Annotated in this window: 24 protein-coding genes; 8 read left to right on the top strand and 16 right to left on the bottom strand. The window is 43.2% G+C overall.

Features of this window, described 5'->3' with window-relative positions; all coding sequences use genetic code 11:
- Positions 1-3 precede the first annotated feature (3 nt).
- A complete protein-coding gene (locus HDC33_RS04355) occupies positions 4-207 on the top strand; it encodes a YlaI family protein (protein ID WP_179391275.1) in 204 nt (67 codons plus the stop codon).
- Positions 208-225: 18 nt separating this feature from the next.
- Here HDC33_RS04355 and HDC33_RS04350 read toward each other — a convergent pair whose 3' ends face one another.
- Both HDC33_RS04350 and typA read right to left on the bottom strand, forming a co-directional pair.
- A complete protein-coding gene (locus tag HDC33_RS04350; protein ID WP_255457301.1) occupies positions 226-573 on the bottom strand; it encodes a YlaH-like family protein in 348 nt (115 codons plus the stop codon).
- A gap of 189 nt (positions 574-762) precedes the next feature.
- Complete coding sequence (gene typA, locus HDC33_RS04345; RefSeq protein ID WP_179391274.1) at positions 763-2,592, bottom strand: translational GTPase TypA; 1,830 nt, start codon at positions 2,590-2,592, stop codon at positions 763-765.
- Between the two features lie 100 nt (positions 2,593-2,692).
- On the opposite strand from typA, the gene HDC33_RS04340 reads away from it, so the two are divergent.
- Positions 2,693-2,878, top strand: a complete 186-nt coding sequence (locus HDC33_RS04340; RefSeq protein ID WP_179391273.1) for a YlaF family protein — start codon at positions 2,693-2,695, stop codon at positions 2,876-2,878.
- Positions 2,879-2,946: 68 nt separating this feature from the next.
- On the opposite strand, the gene HDC33_RS04335 is transcribed toward HDC33_RS04340, so the two are convergent.
- Both HDC33_RS04335 and HDC33_RS04330 read right to left on the bottom strand, forming a co-directional pair.
- Positions 2,947-3,741 carry an inositol monophosphatase family protein gene (locus tag HDC33_RS04335; RefSeq protein WP_179391272.1) on the bottom strand — a complete coding sequence of 265 codons (795 nt, stop codon included), beginning with the start codon at positions 3,739-3,741 and terminating at the stop codon, positions 2,947-2,949.
- 119 nt (positions 3,742-3,860) lie between these two features.
- A complete protein-coding gene (locus HDC33_RS04330; protein ID WP_179391271.1) occupies positions 3,861-4,058 on the bottom strand; it encodes a hypothetical protein in 198 nt (65 codons plus the stop codon).
- Positions 4,059-4,217: 159 nt separating this feature from the next.
- Here HDC33_RS04330 and HDC33_RS04325 point away from each other — a divergent pair, with 159 nt between their 5' ends.
- Entirely contained in the window at positions 4,218-4,847 is a 630-nt protein-coding gene (locus tag HDC33_RS04325; RefSeq protein WP_179391270.1) for a YktB family protein, read from the top strand.
- A gap of 562 nt (positions 4,848-5,409) precedes the next feature.
- Here HDC33_RS04325 and HDC33_RS04320 read toward each other — a convergent pair.
- The 8 genes from HDC33_RS04320 to HDC33_RS04285 all read right to left on the bottom strand — a co-directional run bounded on the left by HDC33_RS04320 (position 5,410) and on the right by HDC33_RS04285 (position 13,727).
- Positions 5,410-5,691 carry a UPF0223 family protein gene (locus tag HDC33_RS04320; RefSeq protein WP_179391269.1) on the bottom strand — a complete coding sequence of 94 codons (282 nt, stop codon included), beginning with the start codon at positions 5,689-5,691 and terminating at the stop codon, positions 5,410-5,412.
- 14 nt (positions 5,692-5,705) lie between these two features.
- On the bottom strand, positions 5,706-6,671 hold the full coding sequence (locus HDC33_RS04315; protein WP_179391268.1) for an NAD(P)H-dependent flavin oxidoreductase: 966 nt from the start codon (positions 6,669-6,671) through the stop codon (positions 5,706-5,708).
- 107 nt (positions 6,672-6,778) lie between these two features.
- Positions 6,779-7,621: a polysaccharide deacetylase family protein gene (locus tag HDC33_RS04310; protein ID WP_179391267.1), complete on the bottom strand. Its 843-nt coding sequence runs from the start codon at positions 7,619-7,621 to the stop codon at positions 6,779-6,781.
- A gap of 241 nt (positions 7,622-7,862) precedes the next feature.
- On the bottom strand, positions 7,863-9,275 hold the full coding sequence (gene lpdA, locus HDC33_RS04305; protein ID WP_179391266.1) for a dihydrolipoyl dehydrogenase: 1,413 nt from the start codon (positions 9,273-9,275) through the stop codon (positions 7,863-7,865).
- 4 nt (positions 9,276-9,279) lie between these two features.
- The gene (locus HDC33_RS04300) at positions 9,280-10,659 is read right to left on the bottom strand and encodes a dihydrolipoamide acetyltransferase family protein (RefSeq protein ID WP_179391265.1); all 1,380 of its coding nucleotides are present in this window, start codon (positions 10,657-10,659) and stop codon (positions 9,280-9,282) included.
- 63 nt (positions 10,660-10,722) lie between these two features.
- On the bottom strand, positions 10,723-11,700 hold the full coding sequence (locus tag HDC33_RS04295) for an alpha-ketoacid dehydrogenase subunit beta (protein WP_179391264.1): 978 nt from the start codon (positions 11,698-11,700) through the stop codon (positions 10,723-10,725).
- A gap of 3 nt (positions 11,701-11,703) precedes the next feature.
- A complete protein-coding gene (pdhA, locus tag HDC33_RS04290) occupies positions 11,704-12,819 on the bottom strand; it encodes a pyruvate dehydrogenase (acetyl-transferring) E1 component subunit alpha (RefSeq protein ID WP_179391263.1) in 1,116 nt (371 codons plus the stop codon).
- 266 nt (positions 12,820-13,085) lie between these two features.
- On the bottom strand, positions 13,086-13,727 hold the full coding sequence (locus HDC33_RS04285; RefSeq protein ID WP_179391262.1) for a YkyA family protein: 642 nt from the start codon (positions 13,725-13,727) through the stop codon (positions 13,086-13,088).
- Between the two features lie 134 nt (positions 13,728-13,861).
- Here HDC33_RS04285 and def point away from each other — a divergent pair, with 134 nt between their 5' ends.
- The 3 genes from def to rnjA all read left to right on the top strand — a co-directional run bounded on the left by def (position 13,862) and on the right by rnjA (position 16,590).
- Positions 13,862-14,419, top strand: a complete 558-nt coding sequence (gene def / locus HDC33_RS04280) for a peptide deformylase (protein ID WP_179391261.1) — start codon at positions 13,862-13,864, stop codon at positions 14,417-14,419.
- 291 nt (positions 14,420-14,710) lie between these two features.
- A complete protein-coding gene (locus HDC33_RS04275; RefSeq protein ID WP_179391260.1) occupies positions 14,711-14,920 on the top strand; it encodes a DNA-dependent RNA polymerase subunit epsilon in 210 nt (69 codons plus the stop codon).
- A gap of 2 nt (positions 14,921-14,922) precedes the next feature.
- Positions 14,923-16,590, top strand: coding sequence for a ribonuclease J1 (gene rnjA, locus HDC33_RS04270; protein ID WP_179391259.1), 1,668 nt, complete (start codon positions 14,923-14,925; stop codon positions 16,588-16,590).
- 54 nt (positions 16,591-16,644) lie between these two features.
- Here rnjA and HDC33_RS04265 read toward each other — a convergent pair whose 3' ends face one another.
- The 4 genes from HDC33_RS04265 to HDC33_RS04250 all read right to left on the bottom strand — a co-directional run bounded on the left by HDC33_RS04265 (position 16,645) and on the right by HDC33_RS04250 (position 19,032).
- Entirely contained in the window at positions 16,645-17,304 is a 660-nt protein-coding gene (locus tag HDC33_RS04265; RefSeq protein WP_179391258.1) for a potassium channel family protein, read from the bottom strand.
- 131 nt (positions 17,305-17,435) lie between these two features.
- Positions 17,436-17,894, bottom strand: coding sequence for a TlpA family protein disulfide reductase (locus HDC33_RS04260; protein WP_179391257.1), 459 nt, complete (start codon positions 17,892-17,894; stop codon positions 17,436-17,438).
- Positions 17,895-17,966: 72 nt separating this feature from the next.
- Positions 17,967-18,509 carry a peroxiredoxin gene (locus HDC33_RS04255; RefSeq protein WP_179391256.1) on the bottom strand — a complete coding sequence of 181 codons (543 nt, stop codon included), beginning with the start codon at positions 18,507-18,509 and terminating at the stop codon, positions 17,967-17,969.
- Between the two features lie 199 nt (positions 18,510-18,708).
- Positions 18,709-19,032, bottom strand: a complete 324-nt coding sequence (locus HDC33_RS04250) for a hypothetical protein (protein WP_179391255.1) — start codon at positions 19,030-19,032, stop codon at positions 18,709-18,711.
- A gap of 73 nt (positions 19,033-19,105) precedes the next feature.
- Between HDC33_RS04250 and HDC33_RS04245 the strand changes: the two genes are divergently transcribed.
- Positions 19,106-20,560 carry a hypothetical protein gene (locus tag HDC33_RS04245; RefSeq protein ID WP_179391254.1) on the top strand — a complete coding sequence of 485 codons (1,455 nt, stop codon included), beginning with the start codon at positions 19,106-19,108 and terminating at the stop codon, positions 20,558-20,560.
- 159 nt (positions 20,561-20,719) lie between these two features.
- Positions 20,720-21,262 carry a helix-turn-helix domain-containing protein gene (locus HDC33_RS04240; protein ID WP_179391253.1) on the top strand — a complete coding sequence of 181 codons (543 nt, stop codon included), beginning with the start codon at positions 20,720-20,722 and terminating at the stop codon, positions 21,260-21,262.
- Positions 21,263-21,282: the final 20 nt, after the last annotated feature.

The raw sequence follows: 21,282 nt of genomic DNA, 5'->3' as shown, positions 1-21,282 counted from the left end.
CCAATGCGCGTAAAATGTGTCATCTGCGACAATACCGGGCAACTCCCAGACGATGCGCCATTAGCAAAAAGGCTGAGAAACCGCCCCATTCATACATACATGTGTGAACAATGCCATGATCGGATAGCAGAAAAAACGATTGCCCGTATCGCGACCGGAAACTTTATTTTCCATCGTAGTTCGCATTCAATCGAAAAGGATTTTTAATTAAAAAGGAAGACTCCATCACGCGATGGGGTCTTCCTTTTTGTCTTTATATTCATTCATCCTACGGACCCTGTAAATAATCAAAATTAGAGCCGCCACGATAAGCCCTTCCACAATCGGAAGGAAAAATCCAAGAAACGTCAAAATTAGACAGCCGATAAACAGGAAGATATAAATGATTAAACTTTGCAAAGGTTTAAGCTTTCTAGCAAATCCCAGTTTATACACAATTGCCGACATGAGGAAGACGAGGGCAAAAAGCGCGTAACCGGCAACCGTATAGGAAGGCATCACTTCATAGATAAAGCGTGCAATACCCGACATCCGTCCGAATACGATTTCTGCGTCCTCAACATTAGCACTCATTCAACACATTCCCTTCTAATAACCTATTCTAATATCCGAAAGCACGGAAGGCAGCTATAAAACAAGACCGTTGCCGCCAAAGAGTTTAGGAGAAACCTCATGCCTCGCTGTTGTCGAAACCTGCAGGAAGAAGACATCAATTGATGTCTTCTTCCACTTAAAACAAGTCCCAGTTTGGTTGCGAAACGATTATTTCTTTTTCTGAACTCGTTCGCGCTCGTTTTTATCAAGTATTTTTTTTCGAAGTCTGATTGATTCCGGCGTCACTTCGCAATACTCATCGTCATCCAAGTATTGCAGCGCTTCTTCAAGAGACATAATACGTGGTTTTTTAGTTGAAACCGTCTGATCCTTAGATGCGGAACGGACGTTAGTCGCTTGTTTAGCTTTCGTCAAGTTGATTGTCAAATCGCTTTCGCGCGTATTTTCACCAACAACCATTCCAGCATAGATATCAGTCCCGGCAGCAACGAACATAATACCGCGATCTTCTAGTTGCATGATGCTATAAGGCGTAGCTGTTCCGTTCTCCATCGAAACAAGAACTCCGTTTCTCCGGCCGCCGACTTTACCTTTTGCCATCGGCTGGTAAGAATCGAACGTGTGGTTCATAATTCCGTAACCTCTTGTCAATGTAAGGAATTCCGTTGAATAACCGATTAATCCGCGTGCGGGTACATTGAAGATTAGACGGACTTGTCCGTTACCGTTATTGATCATATCGAGCATTTCACCTTTTCGCTCACCGATCGACTCGATAATAGCACCTGTATGTTCTTCAGGAATATCGATTTGTAAACGTTCAATAGGCTCACAACGGACGCCATCGATTTCTCTTACGATTACTGTTGGTTTAGAAACTTGTAATTCAAATCCTTCACGGCGCATATTTTCGATTAGAATCGAAAGGTGAAGCTCACCGCGTCCTGAAACAGTCCATGCATCAGGTGAATCAGTTGGATCTACACGAAGAGATACATCTGTCTGTAATTGCTGTTGAAGGCGTTCGTCGATTTTTCTAGACGTAACCCATTTACCTTCTTTACCTGCAAACGGGCTATTGTTTACAAGGAATGTCATTTGAAGCGTTGGTTCGTCAATAAACAATTCCGGAAGAGCTTCCAGATGATCTGCCGGACAAATCGTTTCACCTACGTCAATGTTTTCCATTCCGGATACCGCAACAAGATCGCCCGAGAAAGCTTCCTGAATGTCAACACGTTTCAATCCGAGGAAACCGGACATTTTCGTGACACGATAGTTTTTCACAGTGCCATCACGTTTCATAACTGCAACCGATTGTCCGACTTTCATCGTTCCTCGGAAAATCCGTCCAATACCGATACGACCGACATAATCGCTGTAGTCAAGAAGCGATACTTGGAACTGCAAAGGCTCGTCACGATTATCAACCGGTGAAGGGATATGTTCTAAAATCGCGTCATAAAGTACACGCAATGTATCTTCTTGAGTTGAAATATCTGGTGATAAGCTTGCAGTACCGTTGAATCCTGAAGCATAAATAACAGGGAATTCAAGTTGTTCATCATTCGCATCAAGTTCGATGAACAATTCAAGAACTTCATCTACTACTTCTTCCGGACGTGCAAATTCACGGTCAATCTTATTGACGACTACGATTGGTTTCAAGTTTTGCTCAAGCGCTTTTTTCAGTACGAAACGCGTTTGTGGCATACATCCTTCGTATGAGTCGACAACAAGAATTACACCATCCACCATTTTCAGGATACGTTCGACTTCTCCGCCGAAATCCGCGTGACCTGGTGTATCCAGGATATTGATTTTTGTTTCTTTATATTCAATTGCCGTATTCTTTGCGAGAATTGTAATTCCGCGTTCACGTTCAATTTCATTAGAGTCCATTGCACGGTCATCTACTTGTTCGTTGGAACGGAAGATTCCCGATTGCTTTAAAAGTTGATCGACAAGCGTCGTTTTTCCGTGGTCGACGTGGGCGATAATAGCTATGTTACGTAAATCATTGCGCAGTTTAGTCATGATTTCACTCCATTATTCTTTTTTCATCTGATTAACTGTGTTATTATAGCACATGAAAAGATAATTCGAAAACATTTAATAATAGATGGGGGTATTTTTTTTGAAAAACATCAAATGGATTTTTGTTTTATACTCCATTGGCGCTATTGCTTCAATGTGCGCTATCGGCGTCGCAGTCGGCATGAGCAGCATTCCTGTTGCCATCATCGCTATTCTGGCGTTGATTCTGATCATGGGCAACGGATTCAAAACGAAAAAGAGATATAGAGAGCAAGGCCTGCTCTAATATAGGATTTCTAAAAAGGGACGTTTCAGGGAAAAACCGATCATCCGGTTCTTGGAACGTCACTTTTTTTATTGTTTCATCCGGATATAGTTCGTCAAAATGTCTCGATGCAGCCCCGGACGCGCGACTATAAAAGTATCCTGCCCTAACAGCCGAGGGAACTCCCCATTCATGTTTGTCGCAATCGCACCCACCTCTTGAGCTATGACAATGCCGCCCGCAATATCCCAAGGCGACAGCCTCATTGATATATAAGCGTCCAATCTGCCCGAGGAAACATACGCCAGTTCCATGGCGGCTGAACCATAAGATCTCGTCCCCCGGCATTTTTTTATCATTTCGATTACTTTTTCATTATCCACGTAACGATTCGGGGCGACCCAGCTGGCATTGATGCCGATAACCGCTTCTGTCAGCGGCGTGACTTCCAGTTGCGGCAGCCGTTCATCATTGAAGTAAGCCCCCTCATCTTTCGCGGCATGATAAAAATCATCACGCATAACGTCATAAATATAGCCAAGCATGCCGACACCTTCCGCATAGATACCGAGCGAAATAGCGAAATTTCGTTTCTGGTGTATGAAATTCATCGTACCGTCAATCGGATCAAGCATCCAAACAACGCCTTCCAATGTCTGGACATCGTCACCGAATCCCTCTTCCCCTAAAATCTTATGGTCGGGAAAATCCCTTTTGATTCTGCTGATGAAAAATTGTTCAATTCCCTTATCTATATTCGTAACCAGATCATTCGCATCCGACTTTGAGTCGATATCGATTTGATTAAAGAAAGAGACGCGTATTTTATGTCCAGCTTCTTTTATCAATGATTTTGCGTAACGATCAATCATTCCCCACTTCATGAAGCCACCCCTTCCGTAACAACCATCTATATCATACTATATCGAAAAAGGCATCCCATTACACAATCCCTGTTTGCAAAGGATGTGCACGGATGCCTTTTCTGGTCAGCCAATCGCAATTATGCGAAACCATTCAAAATCTCCAACTCACGATGAATCTCCGTAAGCCTATGTTTACTCTTCATTTTCTGCTTTGCATCATTTTCCTGTACTGCATCGAAAAGTGTTGCAAGTTCATAATCAAGCTCTAGATTTAACAGCCTCACATATTCTTTTTCAACATCAGCCTTTCGAATTACATGGACAACCTGTTTCATAATTGACACCCCTTTTTCGTTATATAGTCCAAATTTTCCGTTAGTTATTATTAAAATATGCCGCGTCTGAAATGTGGTCTAGTTATAAGCCTTCTTGTTAAAGATTGTTCCCCGATTTCTGTTATGATAAACGTGTAAATGTAATTGGGGGTAATGAAAATGTTTAGTCATTTTTGGGAAAAAGATGATTTTGATGTATTTTCAATAGATGGTCTGGAAAAACGGATGGAAGCACTTCAAAATTTGATACAACCTAAATTTTATACACTTGGCACACATTTTGCGGATCGCCTATCAGCTCACGGAACTGATGAGTTTTTTCCGCATGTCGCAAAACACGCGAGGCGAACCGTCAATCCGCCAACTGACAGCTGGGTCGCGTTCGCACCGGCAAAACGTGGATATAAAGCGTTACCACATTTCCAGGTTGGCTTATGGGGAACACATTTATTCATCATTTTAGCGGTTATTTATGAAAATCCCGATAAAAAAGGAATTGCCGAGCGGCTGAGCAGGAATTTGACGGTTTTATCCTCACTTCCTGAATCTTATATCGTATCAGGAGATCATATGAAGCCTGATGCGGTATCAATCATGGAAGCTGGAGATGAAGGACTGGAACAGCTTTTAGACCGGCTGCAAACTGTAAAAAAAGCGGAGTTCCTTGTGGGACGTCATTTGCCGCGCGAAGATGCTGTCAAACTTTCGAATGAAGAATTCATGGCATTTGCGGAAGAGACTTTTGACCATCTTTTACCCGTGTATGATGTTGTCATAAATAGGAATTAAATCGGAATTTTTTTAGTCTACTTTACAAGTTATTTTTTCTAGAATTTCTTTTATCGATTTGAAACACTACTTTTTCCATTTTTTCTATATAAATCAAGATAAAGAATACATTCAAACCGCTTTGACGCTAGGGGATGCCTCCGCCACGTGTATACATGTATTTAAAAAGGCGACACTTCGTTCAATTTTGAACTAAATGCCGCCTTTCTTATTCATTATTTTGCTTCAATAGCGAGCCGGAAAATACAAGTGCCAATGTAGCCTTTTATGTTTTTTTACAGGTACATTATGTAAAAAGGTGGTTAATCAACAGACGTGTCTTTCCTCAGCACTATCGTGGAAAAGCTCGCCTGTTATCGGTATACTCTGTATCAGTGAATTAGCTGTCATCAATATACCTATAAAGAACCAGCGCAGGCGCCTTTCATGTGGTAGCCGGAGCGATAAGACTGACAGTGGTTTTCTGTCTAGCTTATCGCGGGAGGCATCCACAAAGCGCCGAAGCGTTATTCTGGGCACTCCTTAGTCAACTCTATAATGGTCGGCTTTCTCAATGGACTCCTTAACGTGCAGTTATTCCTTTTATCACTTCTTCACCGCTTGCAGCTTTTGCCGCCTGAACTACCTGGTAACAGACGTAACCGCTCGCATCCTCGAATTCTTTGCAGAGCGTCTTCTCCTCCGCCATGGAAGGTACTACCTTTTTGAAGCCGCGGTATGCCTCCATCAATTTTTCCCTTGCTATTCCTGATTCATACGCCTTCTCTACAGCTTCATAGAATGCTGCAACTTCAATGATTTCTGCCGTCGACCAATCTTGCCTGATCGGGTAATTGTAATCCATCTTAATTAACTCCTTCATCCATTAAAGTTCCATTTATTTCGGATTATTTCCGCTTCCATCACCATACGTTCGAACAATACTGAAACAGTCGGCACATCTTCTATAAGACCCGCAACTTGCCCCGCCCATCCAAAACCAGTATCGACATCTCCATCATGGATGAAACGGCGATTCGCTTCACCGCTGATGAAATTTTTCAATGCTTCATAATCGGCATTTTCAGCTTCCATTCCTAGTATTGTCTCTGTCCAACGTCCTGTCAATGCCCGTGCAGGAGCTCCCAGCGATCGTTTGATGACGGTAGTATCCGTTTCACTGCTGGCAAGAAGCGCCTCCTTGTAAGCTTGTGACGCGTGGACACACTCTTGCGTCGCGATGAACCTTGTCCCCATCTCTATTCCTTCGGCACCCAAAGCATGCGCGGCCATCCAGCCTCTGCCATCCCCGATTCCGCCGGATGCAATAACCGGGATCGATACAGCGTCGACAACTTGAGGTACAAGCACCATCGTTCCGATATCATCCCGCCCAAGATGCCCTCCACCTTCTTGCCCTACAACCATAACAGCATCAGCCCCAAGTGATTCTGCCTTCTGCGCCTGCCTTTTTGCGGCGACCAGCACAAGCTTTTTGACGCTTGTGTTTTCAAGTTGTGCAAAAAATGGCGCGGGATTCCCACCCGTCACCGACATGACTTGGACTCCCTCTTCAAGTGTAGCCTCCACCATATGCGCATACGGGCGTCCATGTTGCCCGATTGCAAAGTTAACGCCGAATGGCTTATCTGTCATAGCCTTCACTTTTCTAATTTCAGTCCGCAATGCGTCGGGAGATTCCAGACTCATCGCCGTAATCTGTCCGAGCCCTCCCGCTTCAGATACCGCTGCTGCAAGTTCAGCATACGCTAAATATGCCAAGCCTCCTTGAATAATCGGTAATTTGATACCAAGCAGTTCAGTTACTTTCGTTTTCCATTCCATATGAATATCCCTCCTGTATTTCCACTACTACTCTTCTTCATTCACATCTTAAAAACCTTCAAAAAAGGTGAAAGAAGTCCTGTTCGACTCCCTTCACCATCCATCACTTATTCTCCGGCAACTTTGATTGTCGACGGGTCGACTAACTCATACCCTTTTCCCCGTAAACCAACTACGATTTTCTCCAGAGCCTCTGCGGTCCATTCACGGTCATGCATGAGCAGGTTTGCTCCATCACGCAAAAATTCAGTGTTCACCATAATGTCCGCCAACGCATCCGCATCCATATACTTCTTTTCCCAATCATAGCCGAATGACCAATTCATCAGTAGCATTCCATCTTGTTCCGCAAGTGTTTTACTGAAGTCCGTATTCACTCCGAATGGAGCACGGAAAAATACAGGGCGCTCACCGATGACCTCTTCCACTGTATCATTGACGGTGAGGATCTCTTCTCTTTGTTGTTCCACCGAAATCGCTTTTAGATTGGCGTGCGTTTTCGTATGGTTGCCGATCATAAAGCCCATATCATGAATCTCTTTCAACACTGTCTTTTTTTCATCAGTAGTAAGGAAATGTCCATTGACGAAAAATATTGCAGGCGCCTCAAGCTCCTTCAGTGTCCTGGCCATTTCGAGCGCTTGCTTATCAGGTGCATCATCGATCGTCAGCAAAACAACTTTAGGGTTTGCATCGCCAATTGGTTCAATAGCATATGTTTCCGGATTCAGTTCATACAAAGGTTCTGTAGCTTCTTCAGCAATCCTTTCATTCCCATCCTTCTCGGTTTCAGCATGCCTGTCGACTTTTTCATTACTGTTTTCATCGACAGTCTTAACGTCGGAAGCACTTCCTTTTACTTTGTCAGGACTGACAGTCGCATCTTTCTCCGTACATGCAGCTAACAATAGTAGCAGTGTCCCCAGTATGTATATCAATTGTTTTTTCATAGTGCACCTTCCTTTCCATCAATTAACTATAGAAATAGAATTATAGTATACTTACTATTTCGCTTAGGCGCCTACGCTGTATTTATATGTTCAATATAACTAGAAACCTGTCAGTATGTTGAAATGCAATATGCGGCTTATGTATTCAATTACCTGGAACCCGGTCAGTTAAACACAAAAAACCGTCTATGAGGCTATCTTACTGCCACATAGACGGTTACATTTATCATTAATTAAAAACTTATTTCGTAATCATATGAATCGGTGTACCCAAAGCGACTTCGGCCGCTTCCATTGAGATTTCACTCAATGTAGGGTGAGCGTGAATAGTCATTGCTACGTCTTCAAGCGTCATTCCCGCTTCAATTGCGAGACCAAGTTCAGCGATCATATCTGATGCACTTTCACCTACAATTTGCGCACCAAGCAGAAGACCGTCCTCTTTACGCGAAACAAGTTTAACGAAACCATCTGTCGCATCAAGTGCAAGTGCACGTCCGTTAGCTGCAAACGGGAATTTCCCCACTACTGTTTCATAACCTTCCTCTTTTGCCTGCTGTTCGTTCAAACCAACAGACGCCAGTTCAGGATCGGTGAAGCAGACAGCTGGAATGGCCAAGTAATCAACTTCGGACTTTTCGCCTGAAATTACTTCAGCTGCAACTTTTGCTTCATAGGAAGCTTTATGTGCAAGTTGAAGTCCCGGAACGATATCGCCGATTGCATAAATGTTTGGAATGCTTGTACGGCATTGTTTGTCAACATCAATAAGACCGCGTTCAAGGAACTTGACGCCCATCTCTTCCAAACCGATTTCATCTGTATTGGGACGACGGCCAACAGTGACAAGTACATAATCAGCTTCGACTTTTTTCTCTTCTCCGCCTACTTCGTATGTGACTGTAACGCCTGTATCCGTCTCTTCCACGCCTTTTGCAGACGCTTTAACGATTACTTCGACGCCTTTTTTCTTCAAGCCTTTTTTAACGATTTGCGTCATTTGTTTTTCAAAGCCAGCCAGAATATCTTTGGCACCTTCAATAATCGTCACTTCTGATCCAAGATTTGCATAAGCAGATCCTAGTTCAGTTCCGATGTAACCGCCGCCGATGACAACGAGTTTACCTGGTACTTCAGTCAGATTCAAAGCGCCCGAGGAATTGATAACACGTTTAGAAAACTTGAACGACGGGATTTCAATCGGACGTGATCCAGTTGCAACGATTGCGTTTTTGAATTTATATGTTTGGGCGGATGTTTCGTCCATCACACGTACCGTGTTGCTATCGACGAAGTATGCTTCACCTTTAACATAATCAATTTTGTTGCCCTTCAAAAGTCCCGCGACTCCGCCAGTCAACTTGTTGACTACGCCGTCCTTGAAAGCTTGAGCTTTTGTAAAGTCAAGTTTCACTTCTGTTGCTGTAATCCCCATTGAATCGGAATTTTTGGCATTTGCGTAACGATGTCCAACAGCAATGAGCGCTTTGGAAGGAATACATCCCACATTCAAGCACACACCACCAATATCTCCTTTTTCGATGACTGTTACTTTTTGACCCAGTTGTGCCGCACGGATTGCTGCGACATAACCTCCTGGTCCGGATCCTACGACGAGCGTATCTACTTCGATTGGAAAGTCTCCTACTACCATTTGTTTACGCCTCCATTAATAAAAGTTCCGGATTTCCGAGCAACCTCTTAAGGTGATTCAATGCATGTTGTGCCGTTGCTCCATCGATCATCCGGTGATCGAATACCAATGACAATGCTAACATAGGTGCCGCTACAATTTCACCATTTTTAACAACCGGTTTTTCTGCGATGCGGCCAATTCCAAGAATTGCAACTTCAGGATGATTGATGATTGGTGTGAACCATTGGCCCCCTGCAGAACCGATATTCGTGATTGAACATGATGCACCTTTCATTTCAGCCGGTGAAAGTTTACCGTCGCGCGCTTTTACTGCAAGACTGTTGATTTCATCAGATATTGCAAAAATCGATTTACGGTCCGCATGCTTGATGACAGGGACAAGAAGTCCCCGATCAGTGTCCGCAGCGATACCGATGTTGTAATAGTGCTTCTGAATAATTTCCTGCGTCGCATCATCGAGCGAACTGTTAAATTCAGGGAATTCACGCAATGTTGAAACGAGCGCTTTCACGACATACGGCAAATACGTAAGTTTGATATCTTTTTCCGCAGCGATATCTTTGAACTTTTTGCGATGAGCCACAAGTGCTGTAACATCAACTTCATCAAGCAATGTAACATGTGGAGCAGTATGTTTCGAATTGACCATTGCTTTTGCAATCGCTTTTCGGATACCTGACATTTTTTCACGTGTTTCAGGGAAGTCCCCTTCCAGGTGAACTGGAGCCGCAGCAGAAGTTTCTTGTTTGACACTGTTTTCAACTTGTCCGTCTTGAGCTACCGCCACTGGAGCTGCTTTCGCAGTTTCTTGTGTTTGGTCGCCGTTCTGGAATGACACGATGTCTTCTTTCAAAACGCGGCCGTTTTTGCCCGATCCCGCAACTTGCTGAATTTCGACGCCTTGCTCACGCGCGAATTTACGTACGGATGGCATTGCGATAACCCGGCGATTCGGATCGACGTCTGTTTTTGCTTGTGCATTCACTGACGGAGCAGCTGGTGCTGGTGCTGGTGCTGGTGCTGGTGCTGCTTCTTCCTTAGGCGCCTCTTCTTTTTCAATCGGTTGACCCGCTTCGGCCGTCGCTTGAACTTGTGCTTCGGTTTCTGCATTGTCGTCTTCTTCGGACTTCACATTTTCATAACCAGGTGCGTCAAAGCGGATTAATACATCCCCTACAATTGCAACCGTACCTTCGGAAACGATTAATTCTTCGACAGTACCTGTAACCGGTGATGGAATTTCCACAACCGCTTTATCGTTCTGGATTTCAAGAAGTGTGTCATCTTCATTGATTTTATCGCCTTTTGCGACAAACCATTTTACGACCTCACCTTCGTGTATACCTTCACCGATATCTGGTAAACGGAATTCATATGCCACGCGATTCACCCTTTCTTAATTTAGGATAGTTCCTTTGGACATTCAGCGTTCATAACGTCTTTATTAGAACGTCAATACTTTTTTAGCTGCTTCAATAATATCTTTCGCATTTGGAAGCCATGCATTTTCACCTTGTGCAAATGGATAGACAGTATCCGGAGCCGCTACGCGGAGAACCGGTGCCTCAAGGCTAAGTATTGCACGCTCTGTAATTTCAGCAACGATATTCGCAGCGATACCGGCTTGTTTTTGTGCCTCTTGCACGACCATCGCACGGTTTGTCTTTTCAACGGATGCAATGATAGTTTCGATATCAATCGGCTGAATCGTGCGCAAATCGATAACTTCCACTGAAAACCCTTCTTTTTCGAGCTCTTCAGCAGCTTTCAAACTTTCATGGACCATTGCGCCGTATGTAACGATGGAAAGATCTTTCCCTTCACGTTTTACATCCGCTTTCCCGAGGGGAATCGTATATTCCTCTTCAGGAACTTCCTGTCTGAAAGAACGGTAAAGTTTCATATGTTCAAGGAAGATAACCGGGTTTTCGTCACGGATTGAAGAAATCAGTAGCCCCTTCGCATCATACGGTGTTGAAGGAATAACAACTTTCAATCCAGGCTGTGAAGCAACGAGCCCCTCAAGGCTGTCAGCATGCATTTCAGGCGTTGCAACGCCTCCGCCGAATGGCGAACGGATTGTAACAGGCGCATTGAAACGCCCTGCGCTACGGAAACTCATTCGTGCAAGCTGACCGCTGACAGAATCGATCACTTCATAAAGGAATCCGAAGAACTGGATTTCCATGACTGGACGGAAACCTGTAAAAGAAAGTCCGATCGCAAGTCCGCCGATACCTGATTCCGCGAGTGGCGTATCGAATACTCTCTCTTCGCCGAATTCTTTTTGTAACCCTTCCGTTGCGCGGAATACACCGCCGTTATTTCCAACGTCTTCACCGAAGACGAGGACGTTTTCATCATTTTTCAGCTCAGTGCGCAGAGCATCAGTTATTGCTTGAATCATCGTCATTTGTGCCATCGGTTACTTCGACTCCTTTTCTGTGTAAATATCTAGCTGTTCTTGTAAATTGTAAGGCAGTTCGCCTTTATACATAATATTGATGAAATCGCTCACTTTTTGTTTAGGAGCTGCATCGGCAACTTTGATGGCTTCCTTGATTTCTTCTTTCGCGCGTTCGATTACTTCATTTTCTTTTTCTTCATTCCAAATACCTTTCGCTTCGAGGTATGTACGGAAACGGATAAGAGGATCGCGTTTTTCCCACTCGCTGTCCGTCTCTGATGTACGGTAACGTGTCGGGTCATCTCCTGCCATCGTGTGCGGTCCATAACGATAGCACAGCGCTTCGATAAGTGTTGGTCCATCACCATTGACTGCACGCTCACGTGCGTCGCGTGTAACCGCATACACGGCAAGCGGATCCATACCGTCTACGAGGATGCTCGGGATTCCTGCAGCAATTCCTTTTTGTGCAAGCGTTTTTGCCGCTGTTTGAGCTTCACGTGGTGTCGAGATTGCGTATTGGTTGTTCTGAATGATGAAAATTGCTGGTGAACGGTACGCCCCTGCAAAGTTAATCCCTTCATAGAAGTCCCCTTGTGACGTTCCGCCGTCACCTGTATATGTCATAGCAACCGCTTTCGTTCCGCGTTTTTGGAAACCTAGTGCTATTCCTGCCGCTTGAATGTATTGTGCACCGATAATGATTTGCGGTGGGAATACATTAACGCCTTCTGGAATCGCACCACCTTGGAAATGTCCGCGTGACCAGAGAAACGCCGCCGACAATGGAAGTCCGTGAAACAACATTTGTGGAACGTCACGGTATCCTGGGAGTATGAAGTCCTCTTTCTCAAGTGCGAACTGGGACGCAAGTTGTGATGCTTCCTGTCCCGCTGTAGGTGCGTAGAATCCTAGACGACCTTGACGATTCAATGAAATTGAACGTTGGTCCAAAATACGTGTATATACCATGCGTGTCATCAGTTCGACAAGTTCGTCATCTGATAATTGCGGATCTGCGTCCTTATTGACGATTTCGCCTTCTTCGTTCAAGATCTGGAACATTTCAAACTTTTCTTCAATCGCGTGAAGTGTTTCCACCGGATCGAACTGCTTGTCTTTGTTTGCAGCCATTTCGGCAACTCTCCTTTATAACTGTATTATGTTTCATTGTTTTATTGATTGGTACAATTTACTTCATTCATAGTATAACTAATCAGAACAAAATGGTCAAACATAGTAATCACACGTCTTAATGCGAGTTTTAAGCATTGGAATTATTAGTTAATAAAAAAAACTGTATTAATACAATGACAGCACTGTATTATAATAGATTGCTATTTCACTTCTTGAAAAAAGCGGAAGAAATGAATCCCCCGCCTTTTGTGACCTATTCAAAATTACTCCTCTTTCCGCAAACCGGCAAATACATCGTCTTTCTGCACATTCACTTTTTCGGTTGCATCATTAAATGAAGCAATTACGGTTTTAACTGTATCATTTTGAGCATTTACTTCACTGACTTTACCCCTCAGCTCCGTCAAGTTAGTTTCCTCGGCATCTAGCATTGCATACAGTTCATTTTGCAAAGCAGTAAGATCTTTATATGCGGAAATGAAGTCTGAATGAAGTTTATAGCGGTTAATAACAGCCGCTTTCAGTCCTTCGATATTTTTTTTGTCCGATTCATCCGCTTGCTCAACGATATCGTCAAAGTCATCCGCTGAACCTTTTGCTTGATTCATTGATTTTTGCTCCGCTTCAATATGAGCAAGCCTTTGATCGAGCAAATCTTTAAGTTGAGTTACACTAGCAGTTAGCTCATCCTGTTGTTCTTTTGTCAGTTCCATCGTATCATTAAATAGTTTCTGTTCCTTTATTTCAAGTTCCGTCAAGTCTTTTTGCGCATCCCGATACCCTTTTTCCTCACTTGTCATTTTTGACATTGTATCTGACAGCATTTTCTCGACCGAAGACCCGAAACTGCATCCCGAAAGGACGAACATGACCGCTAATATAAGTACTATTACCGTTTTTTTCAAAATTAAACGCCTCCAATTTTTATAAACTATAGCGTTTCCCTTTTTTTATTTCAAGTTCGCAATCAAATTCTTTCACCCATTTTCATATTCCATTATACTATTGAATAGAGTATAACCGAAAGGAAGTTTGTACGATGATATTAATGGACCATATTGTCCGTGAAGGGCACCCCGCTCTGCGCAAACGGGCGGAGGAAGTGAAATTTCCGTTATCCTCCGACGATCGTGAACTCAGCAAAGATTTGCTGGAATATGTAATAGGTAGTCAAATTCCTGAAATAAGTGACGAGTTTGGTCTGCGCCCCGGTATTGGACTCGCCGCCCCTCAATTGAATAAATCCAAAAGAATATTTGCACTCCACATTACTGGGACCAATCAGGAAACGATTAGTTTCGTTGCCATTAACCCTAAAATCGTCAGTCACTCTGTCGAAAAAACCTATCTCGCTTCGGGTGAAGGTTGCCTATCAGTAGATCGTGATGTCGAAGGATATGTCCCCCGCTATGCGCGGATTACGATTAAAGCATTTGATATGGAGGGACAAGAATACAAAAAAAGGTTAAAAGGACTTGCTGCAATCGCTTTTCAACATGAACTCGACCATTTGAACGGTGTCATGTTTTTTGACCATATTGATAAAAAAATGCCATTCAAAGAAATTCCGGGTGCGACTCCTTTTGAACGTGACTGATGAACTTTATGGAGCTTTAAAACTTAATGAAGGGCTCTATCGGCTTCGCCGAAAATCCCTCCTTGACAGATTGTTCTGAATTTGGTATAATGATTTCGAGGAGTGATACAGCCATGTATAAACGCCTAAAACGCAAATTGTTGAAACGGCTAAATGGCATTCTCGGAAAGAAAACTATCGCCTGATTATGTCAGCTCACCATGAAAATGGTGAGCTTTTCTTTATTTTAAAGAAGTGTCATGCTACTATAAAGAGAATCAGTTCAAACGAACGTAAAAAGGAGAGCTAACGATGATTTATAAAGTCTATTACCAAGAGAACATGCTACAAGTCCCAGTCCGTGAAAACACAAAGAGCATGTACATCGAAGCGGACTCGGTAAGGTCTGTCCGCAAGAAGTTGAAGGATCGCGCATTTAATATCGAATTTATTCAACTTCTTGAAGGTGTTCATCTTGAATACGAGCAGGCTGCACCCTATTTCGAGCTCGAAGAGGTTTAAAGATGAAAACTATTAAAAACAATGAAACTGCCGTTTTCGCTTTAGGCGGACTAGGTGAAATCGGTAAAAACACATACGCCGTGCAATTCCAAGATGAAATCATCCTGATCGACGCGGGTATTAAATTTCCTGACGACGAATTATTAGGTATCGATTATGTTATACCGGACTACACATATCTTGAAAGAAACGTGGACAAGATAAAAGGCCTGTTTATCACGCACGGTCACGAAGATCATATCGGTGGTATTCCCTACCTGCTTCGTAAAATCAACGTTCCAGTATATGGCGGTAAACTCGCACTTGGACTATTGCGCAACAAACTTGAAGAACACGGCTTACTGCGAACTACAAAGATGATTCCCTTTGGTGAGGATGACGTATTCAAGTTTCGGAAAACTTCGGTCTCATTTTTCCGTACTACACACAGTATTCCAGATGCATTCGGTGTCGTTGTTAAAACGCCATCTGGTAATATCGTCCACACGGGAGATTTCAAATTCGATTTTACACCGGTCGGTGAACCGGCAAACTTGACTAAAATGGCGAAGATTGGAAGCGAGGGCGTCCTCTGTCTATTATCGGATAGTACGAATGCTGAAATCCCTAACTTCACAGTGTCTGAACGTAAGGTCGGCGACAGCTTGAATGAAATCTTCAGAAAAGTTGACGGCCGGATTATATTTGCGACGTTCGCATCAAATATCCACAGATTGCAGCAAGTGATTGAGTCAGCTCAAGTATTGGGCCGTAAAATTGCGGTGTTTGGTCGCAGTATGGACAATGCCATTACAATCGGACGTGAACTTGGTTACATCGATGCACCGAAAGAATTATTTGTCGATACTCAATCATTGAATAAGCTGCCTGCAAACAAAGTATTGATCCTATGTACAGGCAGTCAAGGTGAACCGATGGCTGCACTTTCGCGCATTGCAAACGGCACGCATCGACAAGTTCAAATACATCCAGGAGATACGGTAATTTTCTCGTCCTCACCGATTCCAGGTAACAAACTTAGCATCAATAAAACGATTAATGCACTATTTCGTGCGGGTGCCGATGTGCTACATGGTTCTCTAGATAACATCCATACTTCAGGACACGGTTCGCAGGAAGAGCAGAAATTGATGATAAGGCTGATCAAACCTAAATTCTTCATGCCGATCCATGGTGAGTACAGAATGTTGAAAATTCATACAGATCTTGCCGTCTCTTGTGATGTTCCTCGTGAAAACACGTTCATCATGGGCAACGGCGATGTACTTGCCCTTACACAGGATGAAGCACACCTTGCCGGTCGCGTTCCCGCCGGAGATGTCTATATTGACGGCAGCGGAATTGGTGATATCGGCAGTGTCGTTCTGCGCGATCGCAGAATCCTTTCAGAAGATGGTCTTGTCATCGTTGTGGCAACGGTGGACCTTAAGCGAAATCGTGTCGTTTCAGGACCGGATATCATCTCCCGCGGATTTGTTTATATGCGTGAGTCGGGTGCAATGATCCACGAAGCGCAGCAGATGTTATCCAAACAGATGCAGCGGAAGTTGGCTAACTCGCCTGCCGATCCGGATGCATTGAAAAGTGATGTCATTGATGTACTGGGACCTTATTTATATGATAAAACTAAACGTAAGCCTATGGTGCTTCCAGTTATCATGGAAGTTTAACAATAATTGTAAAAAACATCCCGACGCGCTGAAAAGCGAGGCGGGATGTTTTTTTTAGTGTAAGGCTTTCTTTTCAAATTTGTGAATCTCCTCATCCGATCCGATAACAATCAGGATGTCCTCAAGTCGGATCTTTTCAATCGCTTGCGGAGATACAAGAATATGCTTACCTCGTTTGATGGCGACAATATTGACGCCATATTTAGCCCTTATATCTAGATCGATCAATGTTGAGCCTACAAGTTTATCGTTTGCCTTTATTTCCGCTATGGAAAACTCATCCGATAATTCAAGATAATCGAGTATGTTGTTAGATACCATATTGTTTGCAATTCTGATACCCATGTCACGTTCGGGATGGACAACCTGATCAGCCCCGATTTTACGCAACACTTTTTCATGAGAATCATTTTGCGCCTTGACCGTAATTTTTTTAACACCGATTTCTTTCAGCATAAGCGTCGTCAAAATACTAGCTTGAATGTTTTCACCGATTGCAACGACCACATGCTCAAAATTACGGATGCCCAGTGATCGAAGGACCGACTCATCAGTGGTGTCGGCTGATGCCGCCTGCGTTGCAATTTGAGCATACTCCTCCACTCTTTCGGGGGATATATCAATCGCCATCACATCTGCATCGAGCTCAATCAGTTCCCTGACGATACTGCCTCCGAAACGGCCCAGACCAATCACTGCAAATTCCTTTTTCATAAAGCATCCTCCCCTATCCGCTTACTGGATGCGATTAGTGTATCATACTCAATCGGCTCCCTCAAATGCTCGCCTATGTAAAAACCCGATATCGCAAATGCGCAATCGGGCTTATCTTTAGTCGTTATACTTTATTCGTCATTCTTTTTCATTTCATCCAGCACGCGGTTTACTCGTTTTTCGAGCATTTTCATGCCTCCGCCGCCTGCCTGGAAGTGACGCAACTGGCCGTCTTTATCGAAAACATAATAGGCCGGAACATATTGGTTATCGAATTTATCGGTTAGTTTCGCTTCACTATCAACAAAAATAGGTTGCGTAATATCATGCTCTGCTGCCACTGATTTGATTTCATCCAAATCTAAATCGTCTTCTGAACGGGGCATATGCACTGCTATAACATTTAAATCTTCTTTATATTTGTCTCTGAATTGATTCACTTCGGGCATTGCTTCCTTACAAAGGTGGCAGCTGACAGACCAGAAATGAATCAGTGTCGGCTTCTCACCAACCAATTCAGCTTTAGTTCTTTCACCGTTCAACCATGCTGTTGAACCTTCAAGTTCAGGCATTTGTTCACGCAACTTCATACATTTATCCTCCTTTGTTTTTCAAAAAAATCCCCACTGCTACTATATGCGCGGGGATTCCGATTGGTAAAATTATAGAGTCTTCTGACCAGGTCTCCAGTTAGCCGGGCAAAGTCCGCCTGTTTGAAGAGCTTGAAGTACACGCAATGTTTCATCAACATCGCGGCCGATATTGTTGTGGAATACTGTTTGATATTGCAATTCGCCTTCAGGATTGATGATGAATAGACCGCGCAGCGCAATGCCTTCTTCTTCAATCAATACACCGTAGTCGCGTGATACTTGGTGGTTCGTATCTGCAGCAAGTGGATATTTCAATTGCTCAAGTCCATTATCTTTACGATCTGTGTTGATCCATGCAAGGTGTGTATGGATCGTATCCGTTGAAAGACCGATAATTTCTGCATCAAGGTCTTCGAATTCATCATAACGGTCGGACATAGCTGTAATTTCCGTCGGACATACAAATGTAAAGTCCATCGGGTAGAAGAACAAGATTGTCCATTTATCATTTTTCATGTTTTCTTCCAGGCTTACTTTACCGAAAGATTTATCTGCCAATACTGCATCAAGTGTGAATTCTGGCGCCTGTTTGCCTACCATACGGTTAATCATTAAATAACCCCTCCAAAAATTCTTTTGTGACAGAACATCCGTCCTGCACAGTCCTTCTCAACAATAGCAAAAAAATAGCTTGAATTCAAACGGAGCGCCTCGTCGCTATGGCGCTCCGGTCAATATGTGGCAAACTCATGACGGATATTCATTCATTATGTTTATTCCAATTACCATTAAGGGAAGAGGAGTGTAAGCGTCAATTACAATTGGATGGTTTCGCAGGTCTTGCCAGGCAATACTCGCAATTCGGATCACTGCAAGAGCCTTCGCGCCACTCATCGCATGTCGGGCAAAAGATGGAATCATGTTCATCATTATAATCCAATGGATCAAGGCAGACTTTACAGTGATTGGGCAGTTCGAGCAGTTCGCAGATTTTTCCGTTTTTCATCAGGAATACGCCTTCGATTTCCTTTTTATCCGCCGTAAGGCCGTCAATCGAGTTCCAGCTGAGTCCGAGGTCTTCCATCGTCCATTTACGGTCATCAGGATCCAAATAAAAAACTTTCTTTTTTCCCAATCAGAGCCCCCCTTTATTCGCTATATTGTACCATGAATAGCCAAAATTTCAATTGATGAAGGATGAATTGATTATGAATAAATCGGTTTCTGTCACACAACTGGATATCCTTCGTTCACATATGTCATTCACTCTTCCTTTGGGCTACGACAATCGAAGAACAGATGAACTTATGCAAACATTAAAAAAGAATGGATATACCTATTTCCAGTTAGGTGAATCTTCCAGAGATAAACGTGTCTATGGTGAGGGAATCACTGTCGAGGGAAAAGAACTCGAACAGTATTTTCTGCCGCACCTCGGGCATAAACTCTTTCCCGCTGCGATTACTGAAAATGGATTCCATAGATTCACTACTACTATCGTGGAACGATTCGAATACAACGTTGGAAATACAAGCCTGCCCTTCATCATCCAAAGTGTGGATATCGTCTTAGCCCCATTCGGCATCGCCTTCCTGACAATCAGAGTTCAATTGGACAATGTAGAAGCGGAACTTTCAGATGTTCTCGGGTTCTTGCATCATTTCAGGACAGTCGAACCGAAATTGACGGAAGAAAAGGGTATGGTGATCAGTAGCCCCAACAACGGAAATCACTTAACCGTTCATAATTTACTCTTTGAACGACTTTTCCCGTTTTTGAAAAAGTTCATGTTGCAAAATGAGAAGCTGAACGGTTATTTCGGTTCTTTACCATACTATGAAGACGAGAGGATGTATGCGTCGGCATTCCTTTTCAGCCGAGAAGGTTCGCTGATTACCGAGGACCAATTGTATCGGATGGGAGCCCTTGACGGAAGGTTACCGAACGGAGAGAAATTTATATCCGCCAATAACCCTGACTATATACGCCGCTCTCTGGATCAGTCACTGCATGATAGATGGGCACCCAATATGTATACTGTCATAACGGAGCATGCATTCATAACCGTAACGAATTCCCCGCCGGAAGATATGTCCCGGCAGCTTTCACAATTCATGGGGACCCATTATTATAATTTCTTATTGCATTATTTCTATAAAATTATGCTTTTGCGGGTCTCATTCGAGTACAGTGAAATCGTTTGGAAAAAAGATGATGAATATGTAAAGTCACTTATTAAGTTCATCACCCTTTTTTCATCTTGGTACTATTTCCAAGAAATCAGCACTCGCTCGGAAGGTAAAGAAATTTCAAGGATGTTTCAACGGGTTTTCAATATCGATGATCTTTTCAATGATGTGAGCAAAACGTTACAGGAATTATATAAAAGTCAGGAAAACAACGCTTCCGATAGGATGAACATGCTTCTGTTCTTCCTAACCATTTTTACCGTCATTTCTGGAATTTATGGCATGAATCTCGTCATTCAAGACTGGGAGTCCCCTTCCGGTTGGAAAGCGATTTCTTCATACACGGTTTTTGAATGGATATCCTTGGTCACGGCACTTAGCGGTATCGGGTTATCCGTGTATTTGGTCTTCACAACTTTCGGCAAAGTGTTGAAAAACAAACTTCGTGAAAAAAAGTCCAATTCACGTTTGTGAAAGAAACCGGGTCCTCTACTCCACAAACGAGAGGAACCCGGTTTTAATTTTTTAAAATACATCTTGATTTCTGCGCGGTATTTCGTATAATTAAAAGGGTTTTAAGTAAACTTCAAGTATACTACTAATAAACTCCGTCATGAATGGGGAGGTGTGTCCATGGAAATAGGAAGTAAGATTAAAAGCCTTCGCTTAAAAAAAGGGCTGACGCAAGAAGAACTTGGGGAGCGGACGGATTTAACGAAGGGGCATATTTCTCAATTGGAACGGAATCTGAACTCTCCTTCAATTGAAACTTTGTTCGCTTTATTGGAAGTGCTGGGAACAACGCCAAAGGAATTCTTCGATGAACCTAAAAAGAATGTAAAAGTAGTTTACTCGACCAGCGACCAAACCATCTATTCGGATGATGAATTGAAATATAGTATACGCTGGTTGGTCCCGCGGTCGAATGAAAATGAGATGGAACCTGTCCACATAACATTCCATGAAAGAGGGGAATTTAAAAGATTTGAACCTTCTTCTGCTGAAACGTTCATCTACATTCTGAATGGCAAAGTGACGATTAAGATCGGTAACACGCAACACACCGCTTCGAAAGGGGATGCGGTTTATTATGATGCATCCGAGCAACACTGTTTAACGAATGCACATAACGGAACGAGCGAAATTCTCCTCGTTGCTACAAATTCTTATCTTTAAGTAAAGTTCACTATTAGAAA

It is taken from the genome of Sporosarcina sp. JAI121, from assembly GCF_013408665.1.
In the GTDB taxonomy this organism is placed as follows: Bacteria; Bacillota; Bacilli; order Bacillales_A; family Planococcaceae; genus Sporosarcina.
This window is presented reverse-complemented; position numbering and strand designations above follow the sequence as displayed.

What these genes read in the sequence shown, in the direction of transcription:
- HDC33_RS04240 (WP_179391253.1), top strand. Translation starts at nt 20,720, where the DNA reads ATGGAAATAGGAAGTAAGATTAAAAGCCTTCGCTTAAAAAAAGGGCTG.
- typA (WP_179391274.1), bottom strand. Translation starts at nt 2,592, where the DNA reads ATGACTAAACTGCGCAATGATTTACGTAACATAGCTATTATCGCCCAC.
- rnjA (WP_179391259.1), top strand. Translation starts at nt 14,923, where the DNA reads ATGAAAACTATTAAAAACAATGAAACTGCCGTTTTCGCTTTAGGCGGA.
- HDC33_RS04330 (WP_179391271.1), bottom strand. Translation starts at nt 4,058, where the DNA reads ATGAAACAGGTTGTCCATGTAATTCGAAAGGCTGATGTTGAAAAAGAA.
- HDC33_RS04265 (WP_179391258.1), bottom strand. Translation starts at nt 17,304, where the DNA reads ATGAAAAAGGAATTTGCAGTGATTGGTCTGGGCCGTTTCGGAGGCAGT.
- HDC33_RS04320 (WP_179391269.1), bottom strand. Translation starts at nt 5,691, where the DNA reads ATGGATTACAATTACCCGATCAGGCAAGATTGGTCGACGGCAGAAATC.
- HDC33_RS04355 (WP_179391275.1), top strand. Translation starts at nt 4, where the DNA reads ATGCGCGTAAAATGTGTCATCTGCGACAATACCGGGCAACTCCCAGAC.
- HDC33_RS04350 (WP_255457301.1), bottom strand. Translation starts at nt 573, where the DNA reads ATGAGTGCTAATGTTGAGGACGCAGAAATCGTATTCGGACGGATGTCG.
- HDC33_RS04315 (WP_179391268.1), bottom strand. Translation starts at nt 6,671, where the DNA reads ATGGAATGGAAAACGAAAGTAACTGAACTGCTTGGTATCAAATTACCG.
- HDC33_RS04275 (WP_179391260.1), top strand. Translation starts at nt 14,711, where the DNA reads ATGATTTATAAAGTCTATTACCAAGAGAACATGCTACAAGTCCCAGTC.
- HDC33_RS04245 (WP_179391254.1), top strand. Translation starts at nt 19,106, where the DNA reads ATGAATAAATCGGTTTCTGTCACACAACTGGATATCCTTCGTTCACAT.
- HDC33_RS04255 (WP_179391256.1), bottom strand. Translation starts at nt 18,509, where the DNA reads ATGATTAACCGTATGGTAGGCAAACAGGCGCCAGAATTCACACTTGAT.
- lpdA (WP_179391266.1), bottom strand. Translation starts at nt 9,275, where the DNA reads ATGGTAGTAGGAGACTTTCCAATCGAAGTAGATACGCTCGTCGTAGGA.
- def (WP_179391261.1), top strand. Translation starts at nt 13,862, where the DNA reads ATGATATTAATGGACCATATTGTCCGTGAAGGGCACCCCGCTCTGCGC.
- HDC33_RS04335 (WP_179391272.1), bottom strand. Translation starts at nt 3,741, where the DNA reads ATGAAGTGGGGAATGATTGATCGTTACGCAAAATCATTGATAAAAGAA.
- pdhA (WP_179391263.1), bottom strand. Translation starts at nt 12,819, where the DNA reads ATGGCTGCAAACAAAGACAAGCAGTTCGATCCGGTGGAAACACTTCAC.
- HDC33_RS04325 (WP_179391270.1), top strand. Translation starts at nt 4,218, where the DNA reads ATGTTTAGTCATTTTTGGGAAAAAGATGATTTTGATGTATTTTCAATA.
- HDC33_RS04260 (WP_179391257.1), bottom strand. Translation starts at nt 17,894, where the DNA reads ATGAAGTTGCGTGAACAAATGCCTGAACTTGAAGGTTCAACAGCATGG.
- HDC33_RS04295 (WP_179391264.1), bottom strand. Translation starts at nt 11,700, where the DNA reads ATGGCACAAATGACGATGATTCAAGCAATAACTGATGCTCTGCGCACT.
- HDC33_RS04310 (WP_179391267.1), bottom strand. Translation starts at nt 7,621, where the DNA reads ATGAAAAAACAATTGATATACATACTGGGGACACTGCTACTATTGTTA.